24 protein-coding genes and 1 pseudogene are annotated in these 20131 nt (G+C 54.3%); 17 read left to right on the top strand and 8 right to left on the bottom strand.

From position 1 onward, the window contains the following. Nucleotides 1–92: 92 nt before the first annotated feature. A complete protein-coding gene (locus ACTVIM_RS14625) occupies nucleotides 93–335 on the bottom strand; it encodes a NifU family protein (RefSeq protein ID WP_011232431.1) in 243 nt (80 codons plus the stop codon). 84 nt (nucleotides 336–419) lie between these two features. On the opposite strand from ACTVIM_RS14625, the gene ACTVIM_RS14620 reads away from it, so the two are divergent. Continuing rightward, nucleotides 420–749, top strand: a complete 330-nt coding sequence (locus ACTVIM_RS14620; protein ID WP_033018742.1) for a YuzD family protein — start codon at nucleotides 420–422, stop codon at nucleotides 747–749. A gap of 246 nt (nucleotides 750–995) precedes the next feature. Here ACTVIM_RS14620 and ACTVIM_RS14615 read toward each other — a convergent pair whose 3' ends face one another. After that, the gene (locus tag ACTVIM_RS14615; protein WP_445613004.1) at nucleotides 996–2066 is read right to left on the bottom strand and encodes an NAD(P)/FAD-dependent oxidoreductase; all 1071 of its coding nucleotides are present in this window, start codon (nucleotides 2064–2066) and stop codon (nucleotides 996–998) included. A gap of 173 nt (nucleotides 2067–2239) precedes the next feature. Between ACTVIM_RS14615 and ACTVIM_RS14610 the strand changes: the two genes are divergently transcribed. The 4 genes from ACTVIM_RS14610 (at nucleotide 2240) to ACTVIM_RS14595 (ending at nucleotide 4339) form a co-directional block, all read left to right on the top strand. Beyond that, nucleotides 2240–2479, top strand: coding sequence for a YuzB family protein (locus ACTVIM_RS14610; RefSeq protein ID WP_033018740.1), 240 nt, complete (start codon nucleotides 2240–2242; stop codon nucleotides 2477–2479). A 130-nt stretch (nucleotides 2480–2609) separates the two neighbouring features. Beyond that, on the top strand, nucleotides 2610–3482 hold the full coding sequence (gene dapF, locus ACTVIM_RS14605; protein WP_033018773.1) for a diaminopimelate epimerase: 873 nt from the start codon (nucleotides 2610–2612) through the stop codon (nucleotides 3480–3482). A gap of 131 nt (nucleotides 3483–3613) precedes the next feature. Continuing rightward, nucleotides 3614–3979 (top strand): HesB/IscA family protein, encoded by a 366-nt coding sequence (locus ACTVIM_RS14600; protein WP_144976137.1) that lies wholly within the window; start codon nucleotides 3614–3616, stop codon nucleotides 3977–3979. 48 nt (nucleotides 3980–4027) lie between these two features. Next, nucleotides 4028–4339: a LapA family protein gene (locus ACTVIM_RS14595; protein ID WP_445613003.1), complete on the top strand. Its 312-nt coding sequence runs from the start codon at nucleotides 4028–4030 to the stop codon at nucleotides 4337–4339. 193 nt (nucleotides 4340–4532) lie between these two features. Here the strand turns inward: ACTVIM_RS14595 and ACTVIM_RS14590 are convergent, their stop codons facing one another. Further along, nucleotides 4533–5531 (bottom strand): NAD(P)/FAD-dependent oxidoreductase, encoded by a 999-nt coding sequence (locus tag ACTVIM_RS14590; protein WP_172706235.1) that lies wholly within the window; start codon nucleotides 5529–5531, stop codon nucleotides 4533–4535. Nucleotides 5532–5969: 438 nt separating this feature from the next. On the opposite strand from ACTVIM_RS14590, the gene ACTVIM_RS14585 reads away from it, so the two are divergent. The 5 genes from ACTVIM_RS14585 (at nucleotide 5970) to ACTVIM_RS14565 (ending at nucleotide 9740) form a co-directional block, all read left to right on the top strand. Next, nucleotides 5970–7193 (top strand): NAD(P)/FAD-dependent oxidoreductase, encoded by a 1224-nt coding sequence (locus tag ACTVIM_RS14585; RefSeq protein ID WP_445613002.1) that lies wholly within the window; start codon nucleotides 5970–5972, stop codon nucleotides 7191–7193. A 330-nt stretch (nucleotides 7194–7523) separates the two neighbouring features. Next, nucleotides 7524–8027 (top strand): NUDIX domain-containing protein, encoded by a 504-nt coding sequence (locus ACTVIM_RS14580; protein ID WP_033018735.1) that lies wholly within the window; start codon nucleotides 7524–7526, stop codon nucleotides 8025–8027. A 126-nt stretch (nucleotides 8028–8153) separates the two neighbouring features. After that, complete coding sequence (locus ACTVIM_RS14575) at nucleotides 8154–8279, top strand: YuiA family protein (protein WP_160331355.1); 126 nt, start codon at nucleotides 8154–8156, stop codon at nucleotides 8277–8279. A gap of 56 nt (nucleotides 8280–8335) precedes the next feature. Beyond that, nucleotides 8336–8659 (top strand): YuiB family protein, encoded by a 324-nt coding sequence (locus tag ACTVIM_RS14570; protein ID WP_033018733.1) that lies wholly within the window; start codon nucleotides 8336–8338, stop codon nucleotides 8657–8659. 442 nt (nucleotides 8660–9101) lie between these two features. Next, the gene (locus ACTVIM_RS14565) at nucleotides 9102–9740 is read left to right on the top strand and encodes a 3D domain-containing protein (protein ID WP_033018731.1); all 639 of its coding nucleotides are present in this window, start codon (nucleotides 9102–9104) and stop codon (nucleotides 9738–9740) included. A gap of 62 nt (nucleotides 9741–9802) precedes the next feature. Here ACTVIM_RS14565 and ACTVIM_RS14560 read toward each other — a convergent pair whose 3' ends face one another. Beyond that, complete coding sequence (locus ACTVIM_RS14560) at nucleotides 9803–10612, bottom strand: cobalamin-binding protein (protein ID WP_033843156.1); 810 nt, start codon at nucleotides 10610–10612, stop codon at nucleotides 9803–9805. Nucleotides 10613–11298: 686 nt separating this feature from the next. Here ACTVIM_RS14560 and ACTVIM_RS14555 point away from each other — a divergent pair. From ACTVIM_RS14555 to ACTVIM_RS14545, 3 genes and pseudogenes are all read left to right on the top strand, one after another. After that, a pseudogene (locus ACTVIM_RS14555) lies at nucleotides 11299–12217 on the top strand (M17 family peptidase N-terminal domain-containing protein); the annotation flags it as partial. A 111-nt stretch (nucleotides 12218–12328) separates the two neighbouring features. After that, the gene (locus ACTVIM_RS14550) at nucleotides 12329–12949 is read left to right on the top strand and encodes a DUF47 domain-containing protein (RefSeq protein ID WP_033018729.1); all 621 of its coding nucleotides are present in this window, start codon (nucleotides 12329–12331) and stop codon (nucleotides 12947–12949) included. A gap of 17 nt (nucleotides 12950–12966) precedes the next feature. Then, nucleotides 12967–13965, top strand: a complete 999-nt coding sequence (locus tag ACTVIM_RS14545; RefSeq protein WP_033018727.1) for an inorganic phosphate transporter — start codon at nucleotides 12967–12969, stop codon at nucleotides 13963–13965. Between the two features lie 37 nt (nucleotides 13966–14002). Here the strand turns inward: ACTVIM_RS14545 and ACTVIM_RS14540 are convergent, their stop codons facing one another. Next, nucleotides 14003–14608 carry a biotin transporter BioY gene (locus ACTVIM_RS14540; protein ID WP_445613001.1) on the bottom strand — a complete coding sequence of 202 codons (606 nt, stop codon included), beginning with the start codon at nucleotides 14606–14608 and terminating at the stop codon, nucleotides 14003–14005. 383 nt (nucleotides 14609–14991) lie between these two features. On the opposite strand from ACTVIM_RS14540, the gene ACTVIM_RS14535 reads away from it, so the two are divergent. Further along, on the top strand, nucleotides 14992–15150 hold the full coding sequence (locus ACTVIM_RS14535) for a hypothetical protein (protein ID WP_172418677.1): 159 nt from the start codon (nucleotides 14992–14994) through the stop codon (nucleotides 15148–15150). 592 nt (nucleotides 15151–15742) lie between these two features. On the opposite strand, the gene ACTVIM_RS14530 is transcribed toward ACTVIM_RS14535, so the two are convergent. From ACTVIM_RS14530 to ACTVIM_RS14520, 3 genes are all read right to left on the bottom strand, one after another. Continuing rightward, complete coding sequence (locus tag ACTVIM_RS14530) at nucleotides 15743–16093, bottom strand: hypothetical protein (RefSeq protein WP_033018725.1); 351 nt, start codon at nucleotides 16091–16093, stop codon at nucleotides 15743–15745. 102 nt (nucleotides 16094–16195) lie between these two features. After that, nucleotides 16196–17518: an ArsB/NhaD family transporter gene (locus ACTVIM_RS14525; RefSeq protein WP_445613000.1), complete on the bottom strand. Its 1323-nt coding sequence runs from the start codon at nucleotides 17516–17518 to the stop codon at nucleotides 16196–16198. Between the two features lie 14 nt (nucleotides 17519–17532). Beyond that, nucleotides 17533–17979, bottom strand: a complete 447-nt coding sequence (locus tag ACTVIM_RS14520; protein WP_445612999.1) for a hypothetical protein — start codon at nucleotides 17977–17979, stop codon at nucleotides 17533–17535. A gap of 229 nt (nucleotides 17980–18208) precedes the next feature. Between ACTVIM_RS14520 and kapD the strand changes: the two genes are divergently transcribed. The 3 genes from kapD (at nucleotide 18209) to ACTVIM_RS14505 (ending at nucleotide 19923) form a co-directional block, all read left to right on the top strand. Further along, nucleotides 18209–18829, top strand: coding sequence for a 3'-5' exonuclease KapD (gene kapD / locus ACTVIM_RS14515; RefSeq protein ID WP_445612998.1), 621 nt, complete (start codon nucleotides 18209–18211; stop codon nucleotides 18827–18829). 294 nt (nucleotides 18830–19123) lie between these two features. After that, complete coding sequence (locus tag ACTVIM_RS14510) at nucleotides 19124–19339, top strand: hypothetical protein (RefSeq protein WP_081917008.1); 216 nt, start codon at nucleotides 19124–19126, stop codon at nucleotides 19337–19339. A gap of 92 nt (nucleotides 19340–19431) precedes the next feature. Next, nucleotides 19432–19923: a superoxide dismutase family protein gene (locus tag ACTVIM_RS14505; protein WP_156102757.1), complete on the top strand. Its 492-nt coding sequence runs from the start codon at nucleotides 19432–19434 to the stop codon at nucleotides 19921–19923. The last annotated feature ends 208 nt before the right edge of the window (nucleotides 19924–20131 follow it).

Genomic DNA, 20131 nt, shown 5'->3' with positions numbered 1-20131 from the left:
AACGGGGCGGTCCGTTACGCTTTTTCGTCGTCGGATGCCGTAGGAGGACAAAAAAACATCCGAACAGCGGTGAGCTGTTCGGATGTTCCGCTTTAGAATACTTGCTCTACTTCGACGACGCCCGGCACTTCTTCAAACAGCGCGCGTTCGATCCCGGCTTTTAACGTGATCGTCGAGCTCGGGCAGCTGCCGCATGCGCCGAGAAGGCGGAGCTTGACCACGCCGTCCTCTACGTCTACGAGCTCGCAGTCGCCCCCGTCGCGAAGCAGGAACGGACGAAGTTTATCCAACACTTCTTGCACTTGTTCTTTGATTTCTTGGTCCGTCATTTCCATCGACTCCTTTCCTTACTTTTTATTATAATCGTGACAGGGGAAAAAATCTAATGATAAATTTTGCTTGCATAAAGGGTGACAATGATGGCGTTTCAACCGGTTGAAATTTGTGTTTACGGGGCTGACGTCCTTTGCCCGGCTTGCGTGCAGCTGCCGTCATCGAAAGAGACGTATGAGTGGCTCGAAGCGGCGTTGCGCCGCAAGTATCCCGATCAGCCGTTCCGGATGGTCTACGTCGATATTTTTCAGCCTCCTGCCGATGATGAACGAAAACGGGCGTTGGCGCAAACGATCGTTGAAGAAGATTGGGTGTATCCGGTCGTGGTGATCGAAGGAACGGTGGTGGCGGAAGGCAACCCGCGGCTGAAGACCATTTGCGCAGAAATGGAGAAATACGGCTACCGTTCGTCATAGCGGCGGCGCATGGGGAGGAAAGCGAACGGACGGCGGGGAGGTCCCCGCCGCCTTCGCGTTTGGTCAGCCGCCGGGTCGGCGACAAGAGCTGCTCATACTGTCGTTAGAAATGTCGCCTAACCCTTTGGTCCGCTGCCGGATCAGCCATAAGATTTCGACGATGATGGGTCGGTGTCGGTTGCCAGCACGCGTTCTCACTGAACCTGCTGCTTTGCGCCTGCCATTTTATGGACAGCCGCGCAAGGCTTAATAGCCGTTGTGGTGTTTATACATCCAAAGAACGCCCGATTTTAACAGGCGCGGCACCCGTCCAGTGAGCGGGCGGTCTGCCACAAGGCCGAAGCCGTGTTTTTTCCCGAGCGAGCCGAGAATGCCTTTCAGCTTAATCGGCGGGAATTCGTTTGGCGGCTCTTCGCCGTTCCAGCGCTTTTGCAGCACTTGGACGATTTGTTCGGCTTGCGCTTCGGCGAGCTGGGCGCTCGGCGAATGCGGCAGGCTCGCACAGTCGCCGACGACGTAGGCGTTTTCATAGCCGGGGATATGGTGCCGTTTCGTCAAGATGACGCGGCCTTGCTTGTCCTTTTCCACGTTGAGTTCGCGGACGACGCGGTTCGGCTGGATGCCGGCCGTCCAGACGATGACGTCGCACGGCACCGGTTCATCGTGGTTGTACAGCACGCCCGGCTCAACTTTCGTCACGTTGGAGTGGCGAATGATCTCAACCTTGTGTTCGTCGAACCAGCTTTCGACATAATCGCTCAGCCGTTTTGGAAACATCGGCAAAATGCGCTCGCCGCGGTCAAACAGTTTAATGTGCAAATCAGGGCGGCTTTCGGCGAGCTCGCTGGCCAGCTCCACGCCGCTCAGGCCGGCGCCGACGATGCCGACGGTCGACTTGGGCGGCAAGTTGTTCAGCGCTTCGTAGGCGGCGCGCGCTTTGTCGATCGATTGAATGCTGTAGGTGTATTGATCAGCGCCCGGCACCCCGTGGTACTTGTCCTCACAGCCCAATCCGATCACCAGCTCGTCATAACGGACGCTGCGCTCGTCTTTCAGGTGAACGATCTGGTTGTCAAGGTCAATGGAGACGACTTCACCAAACTCGTACGTCAGCTGCGGATGTTCCGGGAACGGGACGCGAATATGGTGGTCACTGACCGTTCCTGCAGCCAACGCGTAATATTCCGTTTTTAAACAATGGTATGGAACGCGGTCAATGAGGATAATATGAATGCCGTTTGGCACATGATCCGGGAGGAGGCGTTGCAAAATCCGCATATTGCCGTATCCTCCGCCGAGCAGTACAAGTTGTCTCATGGTTAAAAATCCCCTTTTGTCCAGTTTCGTAAGCCGCTTATGCCATAAAAAAGTATAACGAAATTGTGACAAAAGAACAATAATTTTTCCGCCCGCTTCCTGCTTGGCAAGCATGTTCATTGACGGCGCGCGGCAAAACGGCTACGATGGGAAACAGGAAGGTGAACATGCGCATGGTTTTGCCAATCATCGAATTTTGCATCAGCAACTTAGCCAGCGGGTCGTACGAGGCGATGGAACAGCTTGAAAAAGACCCGAATCTCGATATTATCGAATACAGTTGCCTAAGCTATTGCACGCGCTGTGCGGAAACGCTGTTTGCGCTCGTCAACGGTGAGTTTGTCAGCGCCGAAACGCCGGATGAACTCGTGGAAAAGATTTATCGGCATCTCGAAGAACATCCGATGCTGTAACGAAAAAAGGAGGATGCCCAATGGCGGCATCCTCTTCAATGTATATGAAAAAACGGGGGATACTTCCATTGTGGCCAAGGGGCGTTGTTTTTATACATCCAATTCCAGACTTTTTCGGGAGGGACGAACATTGCCGTCGTTTACGTTTACGAAAATGCATGGATTAGGGAACAGCTATATTTACGTTGATTTGTTTCGCGAAACGCTTCCGGAAGACGAGCTGCCGGCGATCGCCCGCCGCGTTTCGAACGTTCACACCGGCATTGGATCGGATGGCTTAATTCTCATTGGTCCTGCGGAGCGGGCGCCGGTCAAAATGCGGATTTTCAACAGCGACGGTTCGGAAGGGAAAAATTGCGGCAACGGCTTGCGCTGTGTAGCAAAATACGCGTATGAGCATGGCCTTGTCAAGGAGCGCCGCTTTTTGATCGAAACGCTTTCCGGGCTGGTTGAAGCAGAGGTGGCAGTCCAAGACGGCGAGGTGGTGAGCGTCACCGTCGATATGGGCGAACCGCGCCTGCAGCGGAGCGCCATACCGATGATCGGACCGGAGGCGGAACAGGTCGTCGCTGAGCCGTTTGTCATCGGCGGCCGCGAGTACGCGCTCACCGCCGTCTCGATGGGCAATCCACACGCCGTCTTTTATGTTGATGACATCCGCCAAGCGCCGGTCGAGGCGCTGGGGCCGCTTGTCGAACGCGATCCACGCTTTCCCGAAGGAGTGAACGTCGAATTTGTTGAAGTCGTGAGTGATCGCGAGCTTCACTTTCGCGTGTGGGAGCGCGGTTCCGGCGTGACGCAGGCGTGCGGGACGGGCGCGTGCGCGGCTGTCGTCGCTTCCGTGCTCAACGGGAAGACGGCGCGCGGAGTGGAAACGGTCGTCCATTTGGCCGGCGGCGATTTGGTGATCACCTGGGGATGGGACGGGCGCGTGCGCATGACCGGCCCAGCCGAAACGGTGTGCACAGGGGTGTACTATGACCGGGGCGGGCAGAACGGTTGAGCATTTGTGCTGGAAAACGGTATAATAACAGTAAGCGGAAGGTCGGTGAGCGTTGAGTCGCCCGGTTGGGTGAGCTGGCCCGAACGCGGGTCGCCTGCCTCGCTTGACCTGATAGCGAAGGAGGGATCGAGATGGCGGAAGCCATTGTCACGCTGACGGAAGCGGCAGCGTTTCAAATTAAGGACATGATGAAGGAGCAGGAAGAGGAAAACGCCTATTTGCGCGTAGGGGTTCACGGCGGTGGCTGCAGCGGGCTGTCGTATGGCATGGGCTTTGAGCATGAGCGGCGCGAGGACGACGTCGAATTTGAACAGCACGGCATTAAAATTTTGGTCGACCGCGATAGCGCGCCGATTTTGCGCGGCACGGTCATTGATTACAAACAGTCGCTGCTTGGCGGCGGATTTACGATCCATAACCCGAACGCCATCGCGACGTGCGGCTGCGGTTCGTCGTTCCGCACGGCAACGAACGCCGGCACGCCGGAGCAGTGCTGACCGCGGAAACCGCGGCAGACAAACCCGGAGAAAGGGAGGGGAAGGCGAGTGAAAGGGCAAGTGAATGTAGTGTTGGCCCTCTTGTTGGCGCTGATCGTCGCCCTGCTCGCGGTGGCCAACGTTGACAAAGTAACCATCCGTTATTTGGTTGGAGAAACACGTCTGCCGCTGATCATCGTCATTTTTGGCTCCGCGGTTCTCGGCGCTTTAGTCGTCGCTATGTTGGGCTGGGTTCGCCTGTTCAGCCTGCAGCGACAGCTGAAAGCAGCGCTCAAGGAAAACGAAGCGCTGGCCGCTCGGCTAGCCGAACATGAACAGCAGCCGTCATCGGCACCGCTGTCTGGCGATGAAACGATGTAAAGCGAACAGACGGCGCCGCCAAAATGAGAAAGAGGGTGTCCCAAAAGGATCGGGATCCCCTCTTTCGTTGCTTATATACGTGCTGGCTGCTTCTGCCGCACGATCGGTTGTGCCGATCTGGAAGGCAGACACTTTTTGGGTCCGCCTCGCTTTGTCGTGTCATGGTCGCACTGAAGCGCGGCACACAACGAAACTAAAAGAGTGAGGTCGAGTGTGCCGGCTGCATCCGCGCTGTCGGATCGATGTACGTTTTGGCGCTGCTGATGGCGATCGGCGCTTCGCCGAAGCCGCAGGCGATCAGCTTGATTTTTCCGTCGTACGTGCAAATATCGCCGGCGGCATAGACGCCCGGGATGTTCGTTTCCATGCGGGAATTCACTTTGATCGAATGCTTCTCGATTTCCAATCCCCAATCTTTGATCGGCCCAAGCGAGGAAATGAAGCCATAGTTGACAATAACGGCGTCCACATCGACCGTTTCTTTCGTTCCGTCTTTGGCGTGCTCAAGCACGACTTGGTGGATGGCATGTTCGTCACCGATCAGTTCCACTGGCACGAACGGTGTCTTCACACGCACGGCCGATTTCATAAGCTGTTCGACGCTGTGCTCATGGGCGCGGAACTTGTCACGGCGGTGCACGATCGTGACGCTGGCCGCGATCGGTTCGAGCATCAGCGACCAGTCGACCGCCGAGTCGCCGCCGCCGCAGACAAGCACCCGTTTTCCGGAAAACTGCTCCAAATCATTGATAAAGTAATGCAAGTTTTTCCCTTCATAACGGGAAGCGGTTTCGATTTCCAGCCGCCGCGGCTGAAAGGCGCCGTTTCCAGCGGTGATGATCACCGTTTTCGAATAGTGGATTTGTTCATTGGTGATGAGTTTGAACGTTCCGTCTTCCTGCTTTTCAAGCACATCGACCGATTCGTTCAGGCAGACGGTTGGTGAAAACAGCTCCAGTTGCTTTTTCAGCTGATTGACCAGCTCTTGGGCGCGCACTTTCGGGAATCCGGCGACATCGTATATGTATTTTTCCGGATACAACGCGGAAAGCTGCCCGCCGAGCTGAGGAAGGCTTTCGATGATTTTGACCTTCATTTGCCGCAAGCCGCCATAAAACGCGGCAAACATGCCGGTCGGCCCGCCGCCGATGATCGTGACATCATAAAGCGTGCGATCTTCCTTCACCGCCATACCTCCTTTGATTGTGATGAAATGATCCGTTTCTCTTTTTCGTACCGCGGCTCCCGCTCTCCACCTGTTTCAGGAGCGTTTCCGTTCCGCGCCGCGGTCGGCTGCGACCGCCTAGGCGGCGCCGCCGTTTTCGGTTTCGTTTCCAGCGATGCCTGATTTTTCTTCCCTTCTTATTTTAGCATCTTATGTCAGCATGGGCAAAAGATGACGCCCACCGTCTGTTGACCGCGGAAGGGCAGCGGTGAATTTTTCCGTCTTGCCGCAAAAAACACTTGAAATGGGGAAGAAAAAGGACTAATATGGTTGGTGGACAGATTGTTAATTTTTTGTGACAGTCCCTCGACATTTTTTTGTCCGTTATCGTGAACTTTTTCACAAACTTTGTGCGATAAAAACGGGGACGGCAGCAAAAGCTATAAAAAACGAAAAAGGGTGGAAGTGATTCAAGTGAGAAAACCAAACGTTGTCATTTTAGGCGCGGGCTACGGTGGGCTGATGACGACGGTTCGTCTGCAAAAGCTGATCGGGGTGAATGAGGCGAACATTACGCTCGTCAACAAACATGACTACCACTATGAGACGACATGGCTTCACGAGGCGTCAGCGGGAACGTTGCATCACGACCGCGTCCGCTATCCGATCCGTGATGTCATCGATCGGAACAAAGTGAAGTTTGTTCAAGCGACGGTCACTAAAATCGTTCCGGATGAGAAAAAAGTGCTGCTAGCAGACGGGGAATTGACATACGATTACCTTGTCATCGCTCTTGGCTTTGAATCGGAAACGTTTGGGATCAAAGGATTGAAAGAATACGCGTTTTCGATCGCCAATGTCGACGCCGCGCGGCAAATCCGCGAGCATATCGAATACCAGTTTGCGACGTACAATACCGAAGAGGACAAAAAACCGGAGCGGCTCACGATTGTTGTCGGCGGCGCTGGGTTTACGGGCATCGAATTTTTAGGCGAGCTCGCCAACCGGATGCCGGAGCTGTGCCGGGAGTATGACATCGACCCGAACAAAGTGCGCATCATTTGCGTCGAGGCGGCGCCGACCGCGCTGCCGGGCTTTGATCCGGAGCTCGTCGAGTACGCGGTCAGCCAGCTTGAACGCAAAGGCGTCGAATTCAAAATCGGCACGGCCATCAAAGAATGCACGCCGGATGGCATCATCGTCGCCAAGGGTGATGATGTCGAAGAAATCAAAGCCGGCACGGTCATTTGGGCCGCTGGCGTGCGCGGCAGCCGCGTCATTGAGGAGTCCGGCTTTGAAGCGGCGCGGGCGCGCGTGAAGGTTGACCCATATTTGCGCGTCCCAGGCCATGAAGACATTTTTGTCGTCGGCGACTGTTCGCTCGTCATCGATGAGGAAACGAACCGCCCGTATCCGCCGACGGCGCAGATCGCCATGCAGGAGGGCGCGCTGTGCGCGAAAAACTTGGCGGTGCTCATCCGCGGGCAAGGAGAGCTCGAACCGTTCAAGCCTGACATTAAAGGAACCGTCTGTTCGCTCGGCCATGATGATGCCATCGGCGTCGTCTTCGGCAAAAAGCTGTGGGGAACGAAAGCAAGCTTCATGAAAAAAGTGATCGACAACCGTGCCCTGTATTTGATCGGCGGTTCGTCGCTCGTGATGAAAAAAGGGAAATTTAAATTTTTCTAAAACGGTTGGTGGGAGCGGTGCGACATTGGCTAAGCTGCCTAGCGGCAAGCTCGGCGGCTGCGCGGCGCTGGCAACCGTTAAAGATGGCGAGGCGACTCGCTGACATCGGCCCGATCGATGGCAGCGGTTTTGCGGGAGTGAGGGGAGTGTTCCAAAAGGACTGGGACACTCCCCTCATCGCGATAGACGCACCAGCCGCTTCTCTGCCACGCGAGTTCGGTCTTTCTTGAGGGGAAGATCGCCTTTTTTGTGCGCCAAAAACAGGGATTCGCCGTCTGGCTGTCGAACTACCAACGTAAACAACGATCATGAAACAAAAGGATGAGAACGATGGACAGCAAACGCGGAAACGTTTGGATCGCCGCAGCGGGCTTGGTCATCAATGAAGCGGGGGAATGGCTCGTCGTCAAGAAAAAATACAGCGGGCTGAAAGGAAAATGGTCGCTGCCGGCCGGCTTTGTGCAACCGGGGGAGATGCTCGATGAAACGGCTGTTCGCGAAGTGTGGGAAGAAACGGGAATTCGCTCGGAACCCGTCGCGCTGCTTGGTGTGCGCACCGGCGTCATCAACGGAAACATCAGCGACAACATGGCGATTTTTTTGCTCCGGCCGCGATCGGAGCGCATCATCGTGCAGACCGAAGAGCTGGATGCGGCTGCTTTCTTGAGCAGAGCCGCGCTTCAGGCCGACCGTGACACTTCCGGCCTGATTCGGTATTTGCTCGCGCTTGAGCCGCTCGCGTTCCTGCCGCCGCACAACGGTCTCAACCCGGGCGATCCGTTCGGGTACACGAAGTATCGGCTCTACTTTGAATCGCTGAAAGGGAAAGAATGACGAAGAAAATGAAAGCAAGTCATCGATGTATCCGTTTACATGAAGCGAAACGGCGAAAAACCGCCGTTTATTTTTACAGAAAATTTTGATATGTTAATAAAAACGAAATGGAGGGGAACATCGATGATGACGAGGACAGCTTGCCCTTATTGTGATGGGCACGGGTACGTGCAGTTGCTGCTTGGCGGTTCGGAAACGTGCTACTGCTGCCAAGGGACAGGAAGCGAGAAAGAGGGAGAGAACAGGCGTTGACTTGGCATCCGCCCATCCAGTACACTGAAAAAGGGTGTAAGGGAGGTAGAGGGCGGATGCAGATGAGTTTGCCCCTTGTCTTAATTTCCATGCTTTTATTTTTTGTCTTGTTTTTCGGCATTAGTTTTTTGCTCAATATGGTGTTACGGATGACGTGGATTGTCGCCGTATGCTTTCCGGTGATCGCTGCGCTCATCATTGACGATGTGCCATGGACGCGCTATTTCACCGCGCCGGCGGCGGCGTTTGCCGCGCTCGGGCGCAAAGCCGCTTCGTTGGCGGCGGCCGACGTCTTGATTTTGGCGAGCGGATTCGCCGGCGCTCTTTGCGCCGGATGGGCGATTCGCACGCTGCGAGCGAAAGGATACCGGATGTTTTGACGACCGGCTGCCTTGTGGGCGTGCCGGTTTCAGCTTCCCATCGGGAAAAGGGAACGGATTTCCGCACGCGGGTGTCGGTTTGGCTGTTCGCGCCGTTTTGCAGCGGCTGGCGACGGCCATTTTTTTGTGCTTGGAAACTCGAGAAGCGTTCAAGTCGGCCGCCTGCTGTTGGCCGGCTTTCTTGCTATGGCCGGTACTGGGCAATGGCATTTTGCCTAGAAGGCCGGTGAAAAACGGTTGCTTCTCTTGAGCAATGGGGGGAGCGTGTGAAAGGCGATACCGATGCGACAGAGCTTTTTCTATTTGAGAAACGAGATCGGTAAGCGACCAGCTCCCTTAAATCACCAGCCTCCTAGAAGGCCGGTGAAAAACCGCTTTCGCTGCCAATGAATATTTCGATTTCGGATGGAGATAAATAGAGGTGTGAGAGGAGTTGAGAGCATTGAATAGGTTTAGGCAGTTTGTGCGCCGGTCCGCGATGACGCTCTTGTTTCTTGCCGCGTTGACCGCAACGTTTCAATCCGTTTCAGGGGTTGAGGCGAAAACGGTTCTCCATTCCTTTCCAAACGTTTTCTCGGTGGGTCGCCCGCCTGTTTGGGAACTGAAGGAGCGCGCGAAAAACAGTCAGCACTCCCCGCCACGCCTCGAAGACCATTTTGATTGGTCAAAATATCCGTCCGTGGAAGTGATCGCGACCGGCTACACAGCTGGTGCCGAGTCAACCGGCAAAACGCCCGATCATCCTGAGTATGGCATTACATACTCCGGCGTCCGCGTCAAACGCGACCTTTACTCGACGATTGCCGCGGATTTAAGCGTTTTCCCGATCGGCACGATTTTGTTTATTCCCGGCTACGGCTTCGGTGTCGTGGCCGATAAAGGCGGGGCGATCAAAGGGAATCGCATCGACTTATATTACGAAACCGTCGAAGATGTCTATAAATATTGGGGAAAAAGGAAAGTTCACGTCTATGTGGTGCAAAAAGGGGACGGCACCTTGTCGGAGGAAGAGTTGAAGCGGCTCAACGAAGATGAAACGATGCAAGTGTTTCGCCAGCAATATTTGCAGTCGAAAAGCTAAGCAGGCATCGATGGACTGCGCGGTGGGGCGGACAATCGAATCATTGGCAGGCCCCCCGCCTGTCAGCGCCCGAGGAGCGGGTCGCTGTCGTCGGCGGGAGGAAAGAGCGACGGATGCAAAAGCGGCGCTAATTTTTTTAATCCGACTAGCAAGCGCGGCGACGGTCGGCAATAGAGCGCTTCTTCAAGAAGATGGATGCGCCCGTTTCGGACGGCGTCCGTTTCGTTGGCCTTCGGGCGCTGCGTGACCGCGCTGGGCCTCATTTTTTTTGTCTGCACCCCCACCCAGACGAGCAATATGTGCGCTGGATTGCGGGCGACGACTTCGTCCCATTCCGTCTGAATGCTCGCCTGCGGGCAGTCGGCAAACACGTTGCGCCCGCCGGCGAGTTCGCTGAGCTCGCTCAGCCAGTTGCCGCCGCCGGGCGTAAAAATCGGCCGCGGCCACCATTCCCAATACAGGCGGACCGGTTCGGCCGCGGCGGCTCGTTCGCGGTACTCAGCGAGAAACTCGCGATACCGGCGGACGAGATCAGCCGCTTTTTGCGTTTCACCAATGGCTTCACCTAACGTAAGAAGGTCGGAGGCGATGTCATCGAGCGTATTCGGCGCCAGAACGAGATGGGGCAGCCGGCGGCGCGCGAGTTCCTCGACGTTGCGCTCCATCCCGGGAACGCTCAGCGAAGCGACGACAAGGTCCGGTTTCAGCGCTTCGACTTGATCGATGTCAATGCGCAAATCCGGCCCGACGTTCGGCAGCCGCTTGACCTCCGGGGGCCAATCGGACGATTGGTCGACGGCGATGACATCATCGAGCCGGCCAAGGTAAGCGAGCAATTCCGTGTTGCTTGGGCAAAGGGAGACAATATTCATGGCGTTGTTTCCTCCTTGGAAATGCTGGGGCGGCGCGTTTCACCCTCATCCATTGCGCTTTTCCTCCTCGGAAAAGGCCGTCGGATTCAGGCGCGGCTAGGAGGCCGATGATTTTGAGGAAGCAAGCCGCTTCTCAAACCCGTTTCTCAAATCAAAAAGCCTTATCGCATCAGAATCGCCTTTCAAACGCTCCCCATTGCTCAAGAGAAACAACTGTTTTTACCATATTTTTGGAAGCGAGGTAAAAAACCGACGATTCCCTTCATCAATGGGGGAACGGGTGAAAAGCAGGACCGATGCCACGAGTTTTTCTGCTGGAGAAAGGCGAGTCAATCACCAGCCTCCTAGAGGAGCGGTGAAAAACCGCTGTCGCACACGAATCGGCGGCATTTTCATTCAAAAAAGAAAGCTGGTTCTGCAAAGTTTCTCTAATTGAGAAATGGATGGAATCAGTAGCATTTTGCACGAAATCACCGGCCTCCTAGAAGCGGTCCGCGAAGAGCCGTTAATGTGATATTCTATTTGCTGGCCGCGTTTTCCTTCTATCGTGTGCAGTGTGGCCAGAAAGAAAACCACGGTGGGGCGCTCCCGGCAGAAAAAAGGCAAGCTATTCATTAGGGACTCGAAACAATAACCCCATTTCGATATAATGGAACATGAAAGCCATGACGAAAGGGGAGGAAACGATGTTTACTGTAAAACCGTTTCCATCGGCCGAAACGAATGAGGACGCGCTTGTGATCGGGTTGTTTGAAGGAGCGGCCTGGCCGGAGCGTATGATGCCCGCCTTGGTGGGCGGCTGGCCGAGCTGCAAAAGGAAGGCGACATTTCCGCGAAATGGGGCCGCCTTTCCGTCATCCATCCTTTTTTGCCCACGGGAGCGAGGCGATTGTATTTTGTCGGGCTTGGCAAACAAGAAGAGCTGACGTTTGCGCGGCTGCGTGAAGGATTTGGCAAGCTCTTTCGCGCGCTCAAGCAGGCGAAGCGGACCGCGGCGGCCGTTGTGCTCGACACGTTTACGACCGAAGCGGTCGATGCGAACGAGGCGGCCCATGCCTTGGCCGAAGCGTGCTATTTGGCCACGTATGAGTTTCCCGGCTACAAGCAGAAAAAAGCAGAACCGGATGCAACGCTGGCGTCGCTTACCGTCTATACGGCAGCCGATGCAGCGGACATCAAGGCGAGCTTGTTTGTCAACTCGGTGTACGGAAAGGCGACCAACTCGGCGCGCACACTCGTCAATACGCTAGGGAATTTGTTGACGGCGTCCGATTTGGCTGATTATGCGGTGAAGCTCGCTACCCGGTACGATTTGGACTATGAAATTTTGGAAAAAGAAGAGATGGAGCGGCTCGGTATGGGCGCGCTCTTGGCGGTGAATCAAGGATCGGCGCAGCCGCCGAAGCTGATCGTTCTCAAATACCAAGGAAAAGAACGGTGGGAGGACGTGATCGCCCTCGTCGGCAAAGGGGTGACGTTTGATACGGGCGGGTATTGCCTGAAGCCGCGCGACAGCATGATCGACGAACGAAAGCGGACATGCATAGCTTCGTCGCTCTTTTGGCACGCTATGTAATACGCAGCTGGAAAGGCGAACAAAATGTAAAGGTCATGTAAATTTTGCGTAAAGTTTCTTTTTTCTTATTGTAAACAAACTTGAACCTGCTACAATAAGTAGCGGTGACTTTCATTCCATCAATGGAGGGTGTTCCGGCCATGATTTTTTCGCCAAAAAAGGACGTTTTCTTCGATATGTTGTTCACGATTTCGGAAAATGTGAAGGAAGCGGCCCAATATTTTGTCGAATACAAAATCCGCAACGTCGGCGACTTGAAAGAGTTCGCGCGGGTGATGAAGGAGTATGAACGGAAAGGGGATTCGTTCATCCATGAATTGGTCGTCCAGCTCAATAAAACGTTTATTACCCCAATCGAGCGCGAAGACATTCACCAGCTGGCGATGAAAATGGACGATGTGCTCGATGGTCTCGAGCAATGCTCGGCCCGTTTTGAAATGTTCTCGTTTACCGACATTGACGAACATATGGGGAAATTTTTCGACTATATTTACCAAAGCACGATTGAAATCGTTCATGCGCTAGAGCTGCTTTCGCATAAAAAATTGCTCGATATGCGCCAGCACGCCATCAAGATCAAAGACTACGAAACGAAATGCGACGAAATTTTGCGCGCTTCCATCAAAAACTTGTTTGTCTCCCAAAAAGATCCGATTAAACTCATCCAATATAAAGAGCTGTATGAAATGCTCGAGGAAATTGCCGACAGCTGTGAGGATGTCGCCAATACGATTGAGACGATTATTATGCGCAACGCATAAAAGGGGACGTTGTTTTTATGGATATGATTCTTGTCTTGACGATATGCATCGTGATTTTTGCGCTGGCGTTTGACTTCATCAACGGCTTCCATGATACGGCCAACGCCATTGCCACTTCGGTGTCAACGAGGGCGCTTACGCCGCGGCGCGCCATTTTGCTGGCTGCGGCGATGAACTTTATCGGCGCTTTGACATTTACCGGCGTAGCCAAAACGATTACGAAAGACATCGTTGACCCGTTTGCGTTGGAAAACGGGCCGATCATCATTTTGGCGGCGTTGACGTCCGCGATCGCGTGGAACTTAATCACGTGGTACTATGGGATCCCGAGCAGCTCTTCCCACGCGCTGATCGGTTCGATTGCCGGCGCGGCGGTCTCGGCGGCCGGAATCGGCATTTTAAATTACCAAGGTTTTTTGAAAATTTTAGAGTCCCTGATTTTGTCGCCGTTTTTGGCGCTGGGCGTCGGTTTTGTCATCATGACGATTTTTCGGTTCCTGTTTAAAAATGCGAACTTATACGGTACAACCAAAGGATTTCGCCTCTTTCAAATCGTGACCGCCGCTTTGCAGGCGTACACGCACGGAACGAATGACGCTCAAAAAGCGATGGGGATTATTACGATGGCGCTGATCGCCGGCGGATATCACGCGACGACCGACATTCCGGAGTGGGTGCGCATTGCCGCCGCTACGGCCATGGGGCTGGGAACGGCGGTTGGCGGGTGGAAAATCATTAAAACAGTCGGCGGAAAAATCATGAAAATCCGCCCGATCAACGGGGCGGCCGCGGATTTATCGTCCGCGCTCGTCATTTTTTCAGCGACAACGTTTCATCTGCCGGTCAGCACAACCCACGTCATTTCCTCGGCCATTATGGGAGTGGGCGCCGCGCAGCGGGTGAAAGGAGTCAAATGGGGTGTCGCCCGCCGGATTGTGATTACATGGGTGATTACGCTCCCGATTTCTGCGCTCATAGCTGGTTTTCTGTACCAAGTGTTCAATTTATTTTTCTAACGAAAAACGCGCCTGTTGTCCAACAGGCGCGTTTCGTTTATGCCGCCGGCCGGCTCGTGGAAGAGGAGCGGCCGATCGCCCGGCAAAGGCGCGGGGCAATCAAACCGGCGACGATCGATAACAAAATGTCTTTTGGCAGCGGGACAAGCATCCAACCCCATACCATTTCGTACGACAGCCCTTTTGGCGCTTCCGCCCATAATTTGTACGCCATGTACATCCAGTTCGTGCCGATGACATAGTTGATGACCATCCCGACAAGCGCGGCGGTGACAAAGCGGACGGTGGATGCTGGCTGCGGGCCGCGTTCGATGATCCAGCCGGTCACATACGCAGCGGCGATAAAGGAGAGAATAAAGCCAAATGTCGGTTGGAAAATGATCGATAATCCGCCGCTAAGCTTGGAAAACACCGGCGCGCCGGCCAAGCCGACGAACATATACACCGTCATCGCCACCGCGCCGAGCCGCCGCCCTAACACCGCGCCGGCAAGAACGCAGAAAAACGTCTGCAGCGTGATCGGCACGCCGCCGACGACAAGAAACGGCACCCACGATGTAATGTTGGCGCCGATGGCCATCAAGGCGACGAACATCGCGGCGAGCGTCATGTCAAGCGGGCGAAGCGAAGTCCGTTGCTTCATATGTAAACCCCCTTTTTTTATGTTTGTTAACAAAATCGTACTGAACAACCGCTAGGCTGTCAATCCTTTTTTCCGGGAATGATGGGATGAGCGGCGGGGGATGCTAAGGAAAAGCGCTGCTCGAAAGGTCCACCGCTTCCACTAGGGTTTCCGGTTCTTCCTAAGATGCTAAGCAAAAGCGCTGCCCTAAAAGGCCGGTGAAAAACAGCTGCCACGAGCAACTCAGCGGCATTTCGCCAAACAAAAACGCCGATTTCGCCAGGCTTCTCTAACTGAGAAACAGATGGAATCGCAGTATTTTGTACGACATCACCGCCCCTCTAAGCTGTCGCGAAAACGGAATCAAAGCCGACAAGGACGAAAGAAGCGAAAGGAGGATGGCGATGGAGCGGTTTATGCCGGATGAGGAACTGAAGCGGGCAAGCAAAATCGGAGCGAACGAAGACATCATCCATACGAGCAAAAACGATGATGGCTACGATTTGCGGACCCCGGCTGAAATCGGGAAGCGGCAGCCGATCGATGAAAACGGCAATGCGTGAAAGAAGAGGCGCGGATGGACGGGATCTTTTTCGTCTACTTTGAAAAACAAGTGCTGCGCTTTTTAGGAGGCTGGTGATTTAATAGTACATACCGCTTCCTAGCATCGTTTCTCAAATAGAAAAACCTTGTATCATCAGTGCTTCTTTTCACACGTTCATCCATTGAGCAGGGGAAACAGCTGTTTTCGACCGCCTTTTAGACTCCAAGGCGGTTAAGCTGACGATGTTGACTTCGTTGGTCTCGATCCTTGTCGGGGCTATCATCGATCAGCGCACGCAATCGAATGCGCGATGGAAACAGAAGAGACCGACGAGTTCGCCGATACATTGGACGGGGATGGGACGACCGCCGTCTTTTTTCGTTGGTGAACGTTGGTACACATCGTTTTGTGCGAAAACGGTTTCTAGTGTGGCAAGACGCCGACGACAGCCCGCTTCCAGCGTCGCGGGTGGAAGCGGTGTTGTCGCATCGGGTGCGGCGCCTTTGAACGGATGGCCGCTCATCGTCCAATGGCGGCCGACGTGATGAGCGCCAAAAACGGCGTCTTGCCAACCATTTCCCCCGTTTCCCCCGCCGCCGTGCTGGCGAAGGCTATCGGTGTGAAGGGGGAAACACGTTCCAGCGCAAGCCGACAACGAGCTGGCAGCACGGGAACGCGCCGGGCGGCGGCGAGAGCGTCAGGCGGATGCCGTCGGGATTGAAATATACCTCGGTTTGCGAGCGGATGCCAAGCGAACGGATCAGGCGCTTCACTTCATCCGTTTTTCCTTCTTGGGCGGCCGACATGACCGCGGCGGCAAACGAGCGCGATTCGGCCAGTTTTTTCAAAACAGCGGCACCGTCGTTCATCAACGTCTGGGCGGTGGCGGCTGACTGGGAAAAGAGCGTCGGGTCGATCGGGGGGTACGGGCCGGCCGGCAGCCTTGGGAAATAAGCAAACATGGCTGTTTGCGCCTCCTTTCCAACAATGGAATCGATATTACAATATGAGCGGACAGCAAAAAAGGAGCGAAATCACCATTTCGATTTCGCTCCTTCCATTTGTTATAAATAGCGCAGCCATAAATAGCCGTGCGACAAAAGCAAGGCAATGAGCGTGAGCGGGGCCCCGATTTTCAAAAAGTCCATGTACGTAAATCCATGCCCTTCGCGCGAAGCGATGCCGGCGACAATGACGTTGGCTGAGGCGCCGATGAGCGTTCCGTTTCCGCCGAGGCAGGCGCCGAGCGACAAGGCCCACCAAAGCACGTCGATCTGCGGCGAGTCTGGGGATAAGCCCATGCCGACAGCCATATCTTGAATGAGCGGGATCATCGTCGCCACAAACGGGATGTTATCGATCGTCGCTGAAGCGATCCCGGACAGCCAAAGGATGAAATACGAAGCCGTGGAAATGTCGCCGCCGGTGACATCGAGCGCTCTTTCCGCCAATGTCTTGATAAGGCCGATGTCAACAAGTCCGCCGACCAAGACGAACAGACCGGCGAAAAAGAAAATAGTGACCCATTCGATCGAATGAAAGATCTCTTCTATTTCATGCTCTGGCACGGCGATGAGCATGAGCACGATCGCTCCGGCCATGGCGATGACCGCCGCATCGACATGAATGGCCGAATGCAGGATAAAGCCAAGAATCGTCAGCCCGAGCACGGCGACCGATTTGCGCATCAGCTTCGCGTCTTGAATGTAGTCGGCATCGCGAAGCTCCATCAATGTTTGAATTAACGCTGGATCGGTTTGCAGCTGCTTGCGGTAAACGAAGGCGAGCAGCGCGACTGTGACGATGGCGATGACGATGACAATTGGCGTTAAGTTCAATAAAAAAGCGTTGAAATCGAGATGCTTGTTCGCCGAACCGATCATAATGTTCGGCGGGTCGCCGATCAAGGTCGCCGTGCCTCCGATGTTTGACAACAGCACTTCGGAGATTAAGTACGGCACCGGGTTGACGTGAAGCATCCGCGTGATCGAAAATGTCACCGGCACGACGAGCAAGACGGTGGTGACGTTGTCCAAAAACGCCGACAGCAGTCCTGTCAACAGCGAAAGCATCACTAAAATGCGGATCGGGCTGCCCTTGGCCAGCTTGGCCGCTTTAATGGCCATGTATTGAAAAAAACCGGATTTGCTTGTGATGCTTACTAAAATCATCATGCCGATCAACAGCGTGATGGTGCCCCATTCAATATGGTGGGTGAAGGCGTTTTCGGTGTCAACGATGCCGAAAATGACCATGAGCGCGGCGCCGAGCAGAGCGATGACGGCGCGGTTGACCTTTTCGGAAATGATGATGGCGTATGTAGCGAGAAACAAGGCAATGGCCAAATAGTATTGAAATTGTGAGACGTCAGCGGCAGAATGGCTCATCATGGTCCCCTCCTTTACGGTGTTGATGATGGCGCGCCGTGGAAACCGTTGCTGCACGATGGGCATGTCCAGTCGCTGTTCTCGCCGATGGCATCGCGCACATAAAAGGTGAATGAACAGTGCGGGCAGGCGATTTCACGCACTCGATCGATCAGCATTCGCCGCGATGGTTCGGCCGCCGCATCGGTGTCGACGATTTCCACATGGATCGTTTCACGAGATTCATCTTCGGCGATCACTTTCCCCCGTGCGTCTTCTTCTGTGCGCCATCCGCCGCCGAGCACATGCTGCTTGAGCTGGCTGGATGAGGAATGTTCAAGCATGTCCTCAGCGAGTTCCATATATTGCTTTGGCGTCAACTCATCGAAAGGAAGAACCGATGCTTGTCCCTCCCAATAGGCGCGCAGCTGTTCTTCCGTGAAAATGTAGGTGACAATTTGATGAATGACGACATTTTTCATAACATCCGCCTCCTTTTTTTCATCATATCATAGCATCTCGCTGGAAAACAGGGGCGGCGGCTTCGCTTCGCCTAGGGGAACATTCCTGTTTTCGGCGTGAGGGGAGTGGATTCCTCCGTCATCCGCCCCTTTTTCGTCATTTTCTGAAAAAAGAAATAAACAATCGTTCCCTCGTGATATAATAATAGTAAGACAGATCGCAGCTATGCAGGAAAGGAGGGAAGCGACGATGGACATCCCGCAATATTTGTTCCTTGATTTTGAGTTTACGATGCCGGAGACGAAAACGGAGCCAAACGGATTTTGCCCGGAAATCATCGAAGTTGGCCTTGTCGCGGTCGTTGCCGAACAAATTGTGAACCAGTTTTCCGCTTATGTGAAACCGCTCCGTTTTCCGCAGCTGACCGACCGATGCAAATCGTTTCTCAACATCACCCAAGAACAAATCGACAGCGGCATCAGCTTTTATGAACTCGTTACGTTGCTTCGGCAATATGATCGTGAGCGTCCGACGACGGTCGTGACATGGGGAAGTATGGATATGAAAGTGCTTCGGGAAAACTGCCAGTCAGCGCAAGTGGCCTTTCCGTTTACAGGCGAGCACCGCGATTTAGCTTTGGAGTATAAGCGGTTTTTTGGAAACAAAAACCAAACGGCTTTGCGCAAGGCGGTTCAGGAGTACGGCAACGAAGGGATCGGAAACGCGCATTGTGCGCTCGATGACGCTTTTACCGCCTACACGATTTTCCGCCTCATTGAAAACGACAAAAAGTATTTGGCGAAGACAAAGCCGCCTACGCTCGGAGAACGAATCGATTTCACCCAGCTGCGAAAAAAATTTGCCTTGTAGACGATCCGGTTCGGAATGCGTCGCAGCCACGCCCGTCGAAGGAAAGCGCCGCTGCTAGAGACGGTGGCCGCTTGCCGATGAAGCGCTGCTTGGCTGAGAGATGGAAACAACGGGCGGGTTGGCGGCGGCCGGCGGATGTGATAAGCTATGGGGGAGTAAAACGCTTCGGCCTAAACGCGGGCGTCAAGGATGGTGCGGTGCGGCTTGCCTTCGAGCGGAACGATGCCGGCGGCCGAAAGCTCGCGCCTTGGACAGAAGCGGGAAATTCAGGCAGGAAAGGTTGTCTTTGAGATGATATGGCCATCGGTGTTGAACTTGTTTTTGTATTTCCCTGAAGATAAGCGCGAATATATCCCTGCGGCGATTTCGTTTGCCGTCTTTTTCTTGATGGCGGTGTTTACGATGCGGCTGATCATCGTCATTTCGCGGAAACAAGAGAACGAAGCGAAGCGGCTCGAGCGGGAGTTGCTTGGAAAAACGGACGAGCCTGAGCGGACAAAGGACGTATAAATCGCTCCTTCCCCGGCGATACTGGCAGGTAGTAGTTGCCAAGAGTTGGAGGGGATGGAGTGTTGCGCGGAAGACGATGGTTGGCCGCGGCCATGGCGCTCGCCTTGGTTGGCTGCGGAAAAGAGGAAGGCATGAGCCGGAAAGTGGAAATGATCAACGCCGACGGCGATCCGATCGGCACGATCGAGTTGGTCGAGCAGTCTGAAGGGGTGCGCTTGAAGCTTGATTTGCAAGGCCTTCCACCGGGGGAGCACGCCATTCATATTCATGAAAAAGGAAGTTGTCAGCCGCCCGATTTTCAGTCGGCCGGCGGCCATTACAATCCCGATGGAAAAAAACACGGCCTTCTCCACCCGGAAGGTGCGCACGCTGGGGATTTGCCAAACATTATTGTCAAAGACGACGGCACGGTCAACGTTGAATTGACGGCGCCGCATGTGACGCTGAAAAAAGGAGCGAAAGGATCGCTGCTGACGAAAGAGGGGACATCAATTGTCATTCATGCCAAAAAGGATGACGGCATGACCCAACCGGCGGGGGATGCAGGCGGCCGCATCGCCTGTGGGAAAATCAAGTCGTCTTAAACCAAATCGGCGTCTCGACCACCGTTTTGGCTCGGGAAAACAATTTAGGGTGCCGGTGATTTCGTGCAAAACACCGTTGAGTTCGACCTATTTCTCAATTAGAGAAACCTTGCAGAATCGGTTTTCTTTTCTTAATGAAAATGTCGCCGATTGGTGGTGACATCGTTTTTTCATCAGCCTTTTAGAAAAACCGCTGATTCTTTCATCA

The sequence above is a fragment of the Geobacillus sp. YF-1 genome (genome assembly GCF_052692335.1).
Note: the sequence above shows the minus strand (reverse complement) of the source record. Positions and strands in the feature narration are given on the sequence as shown.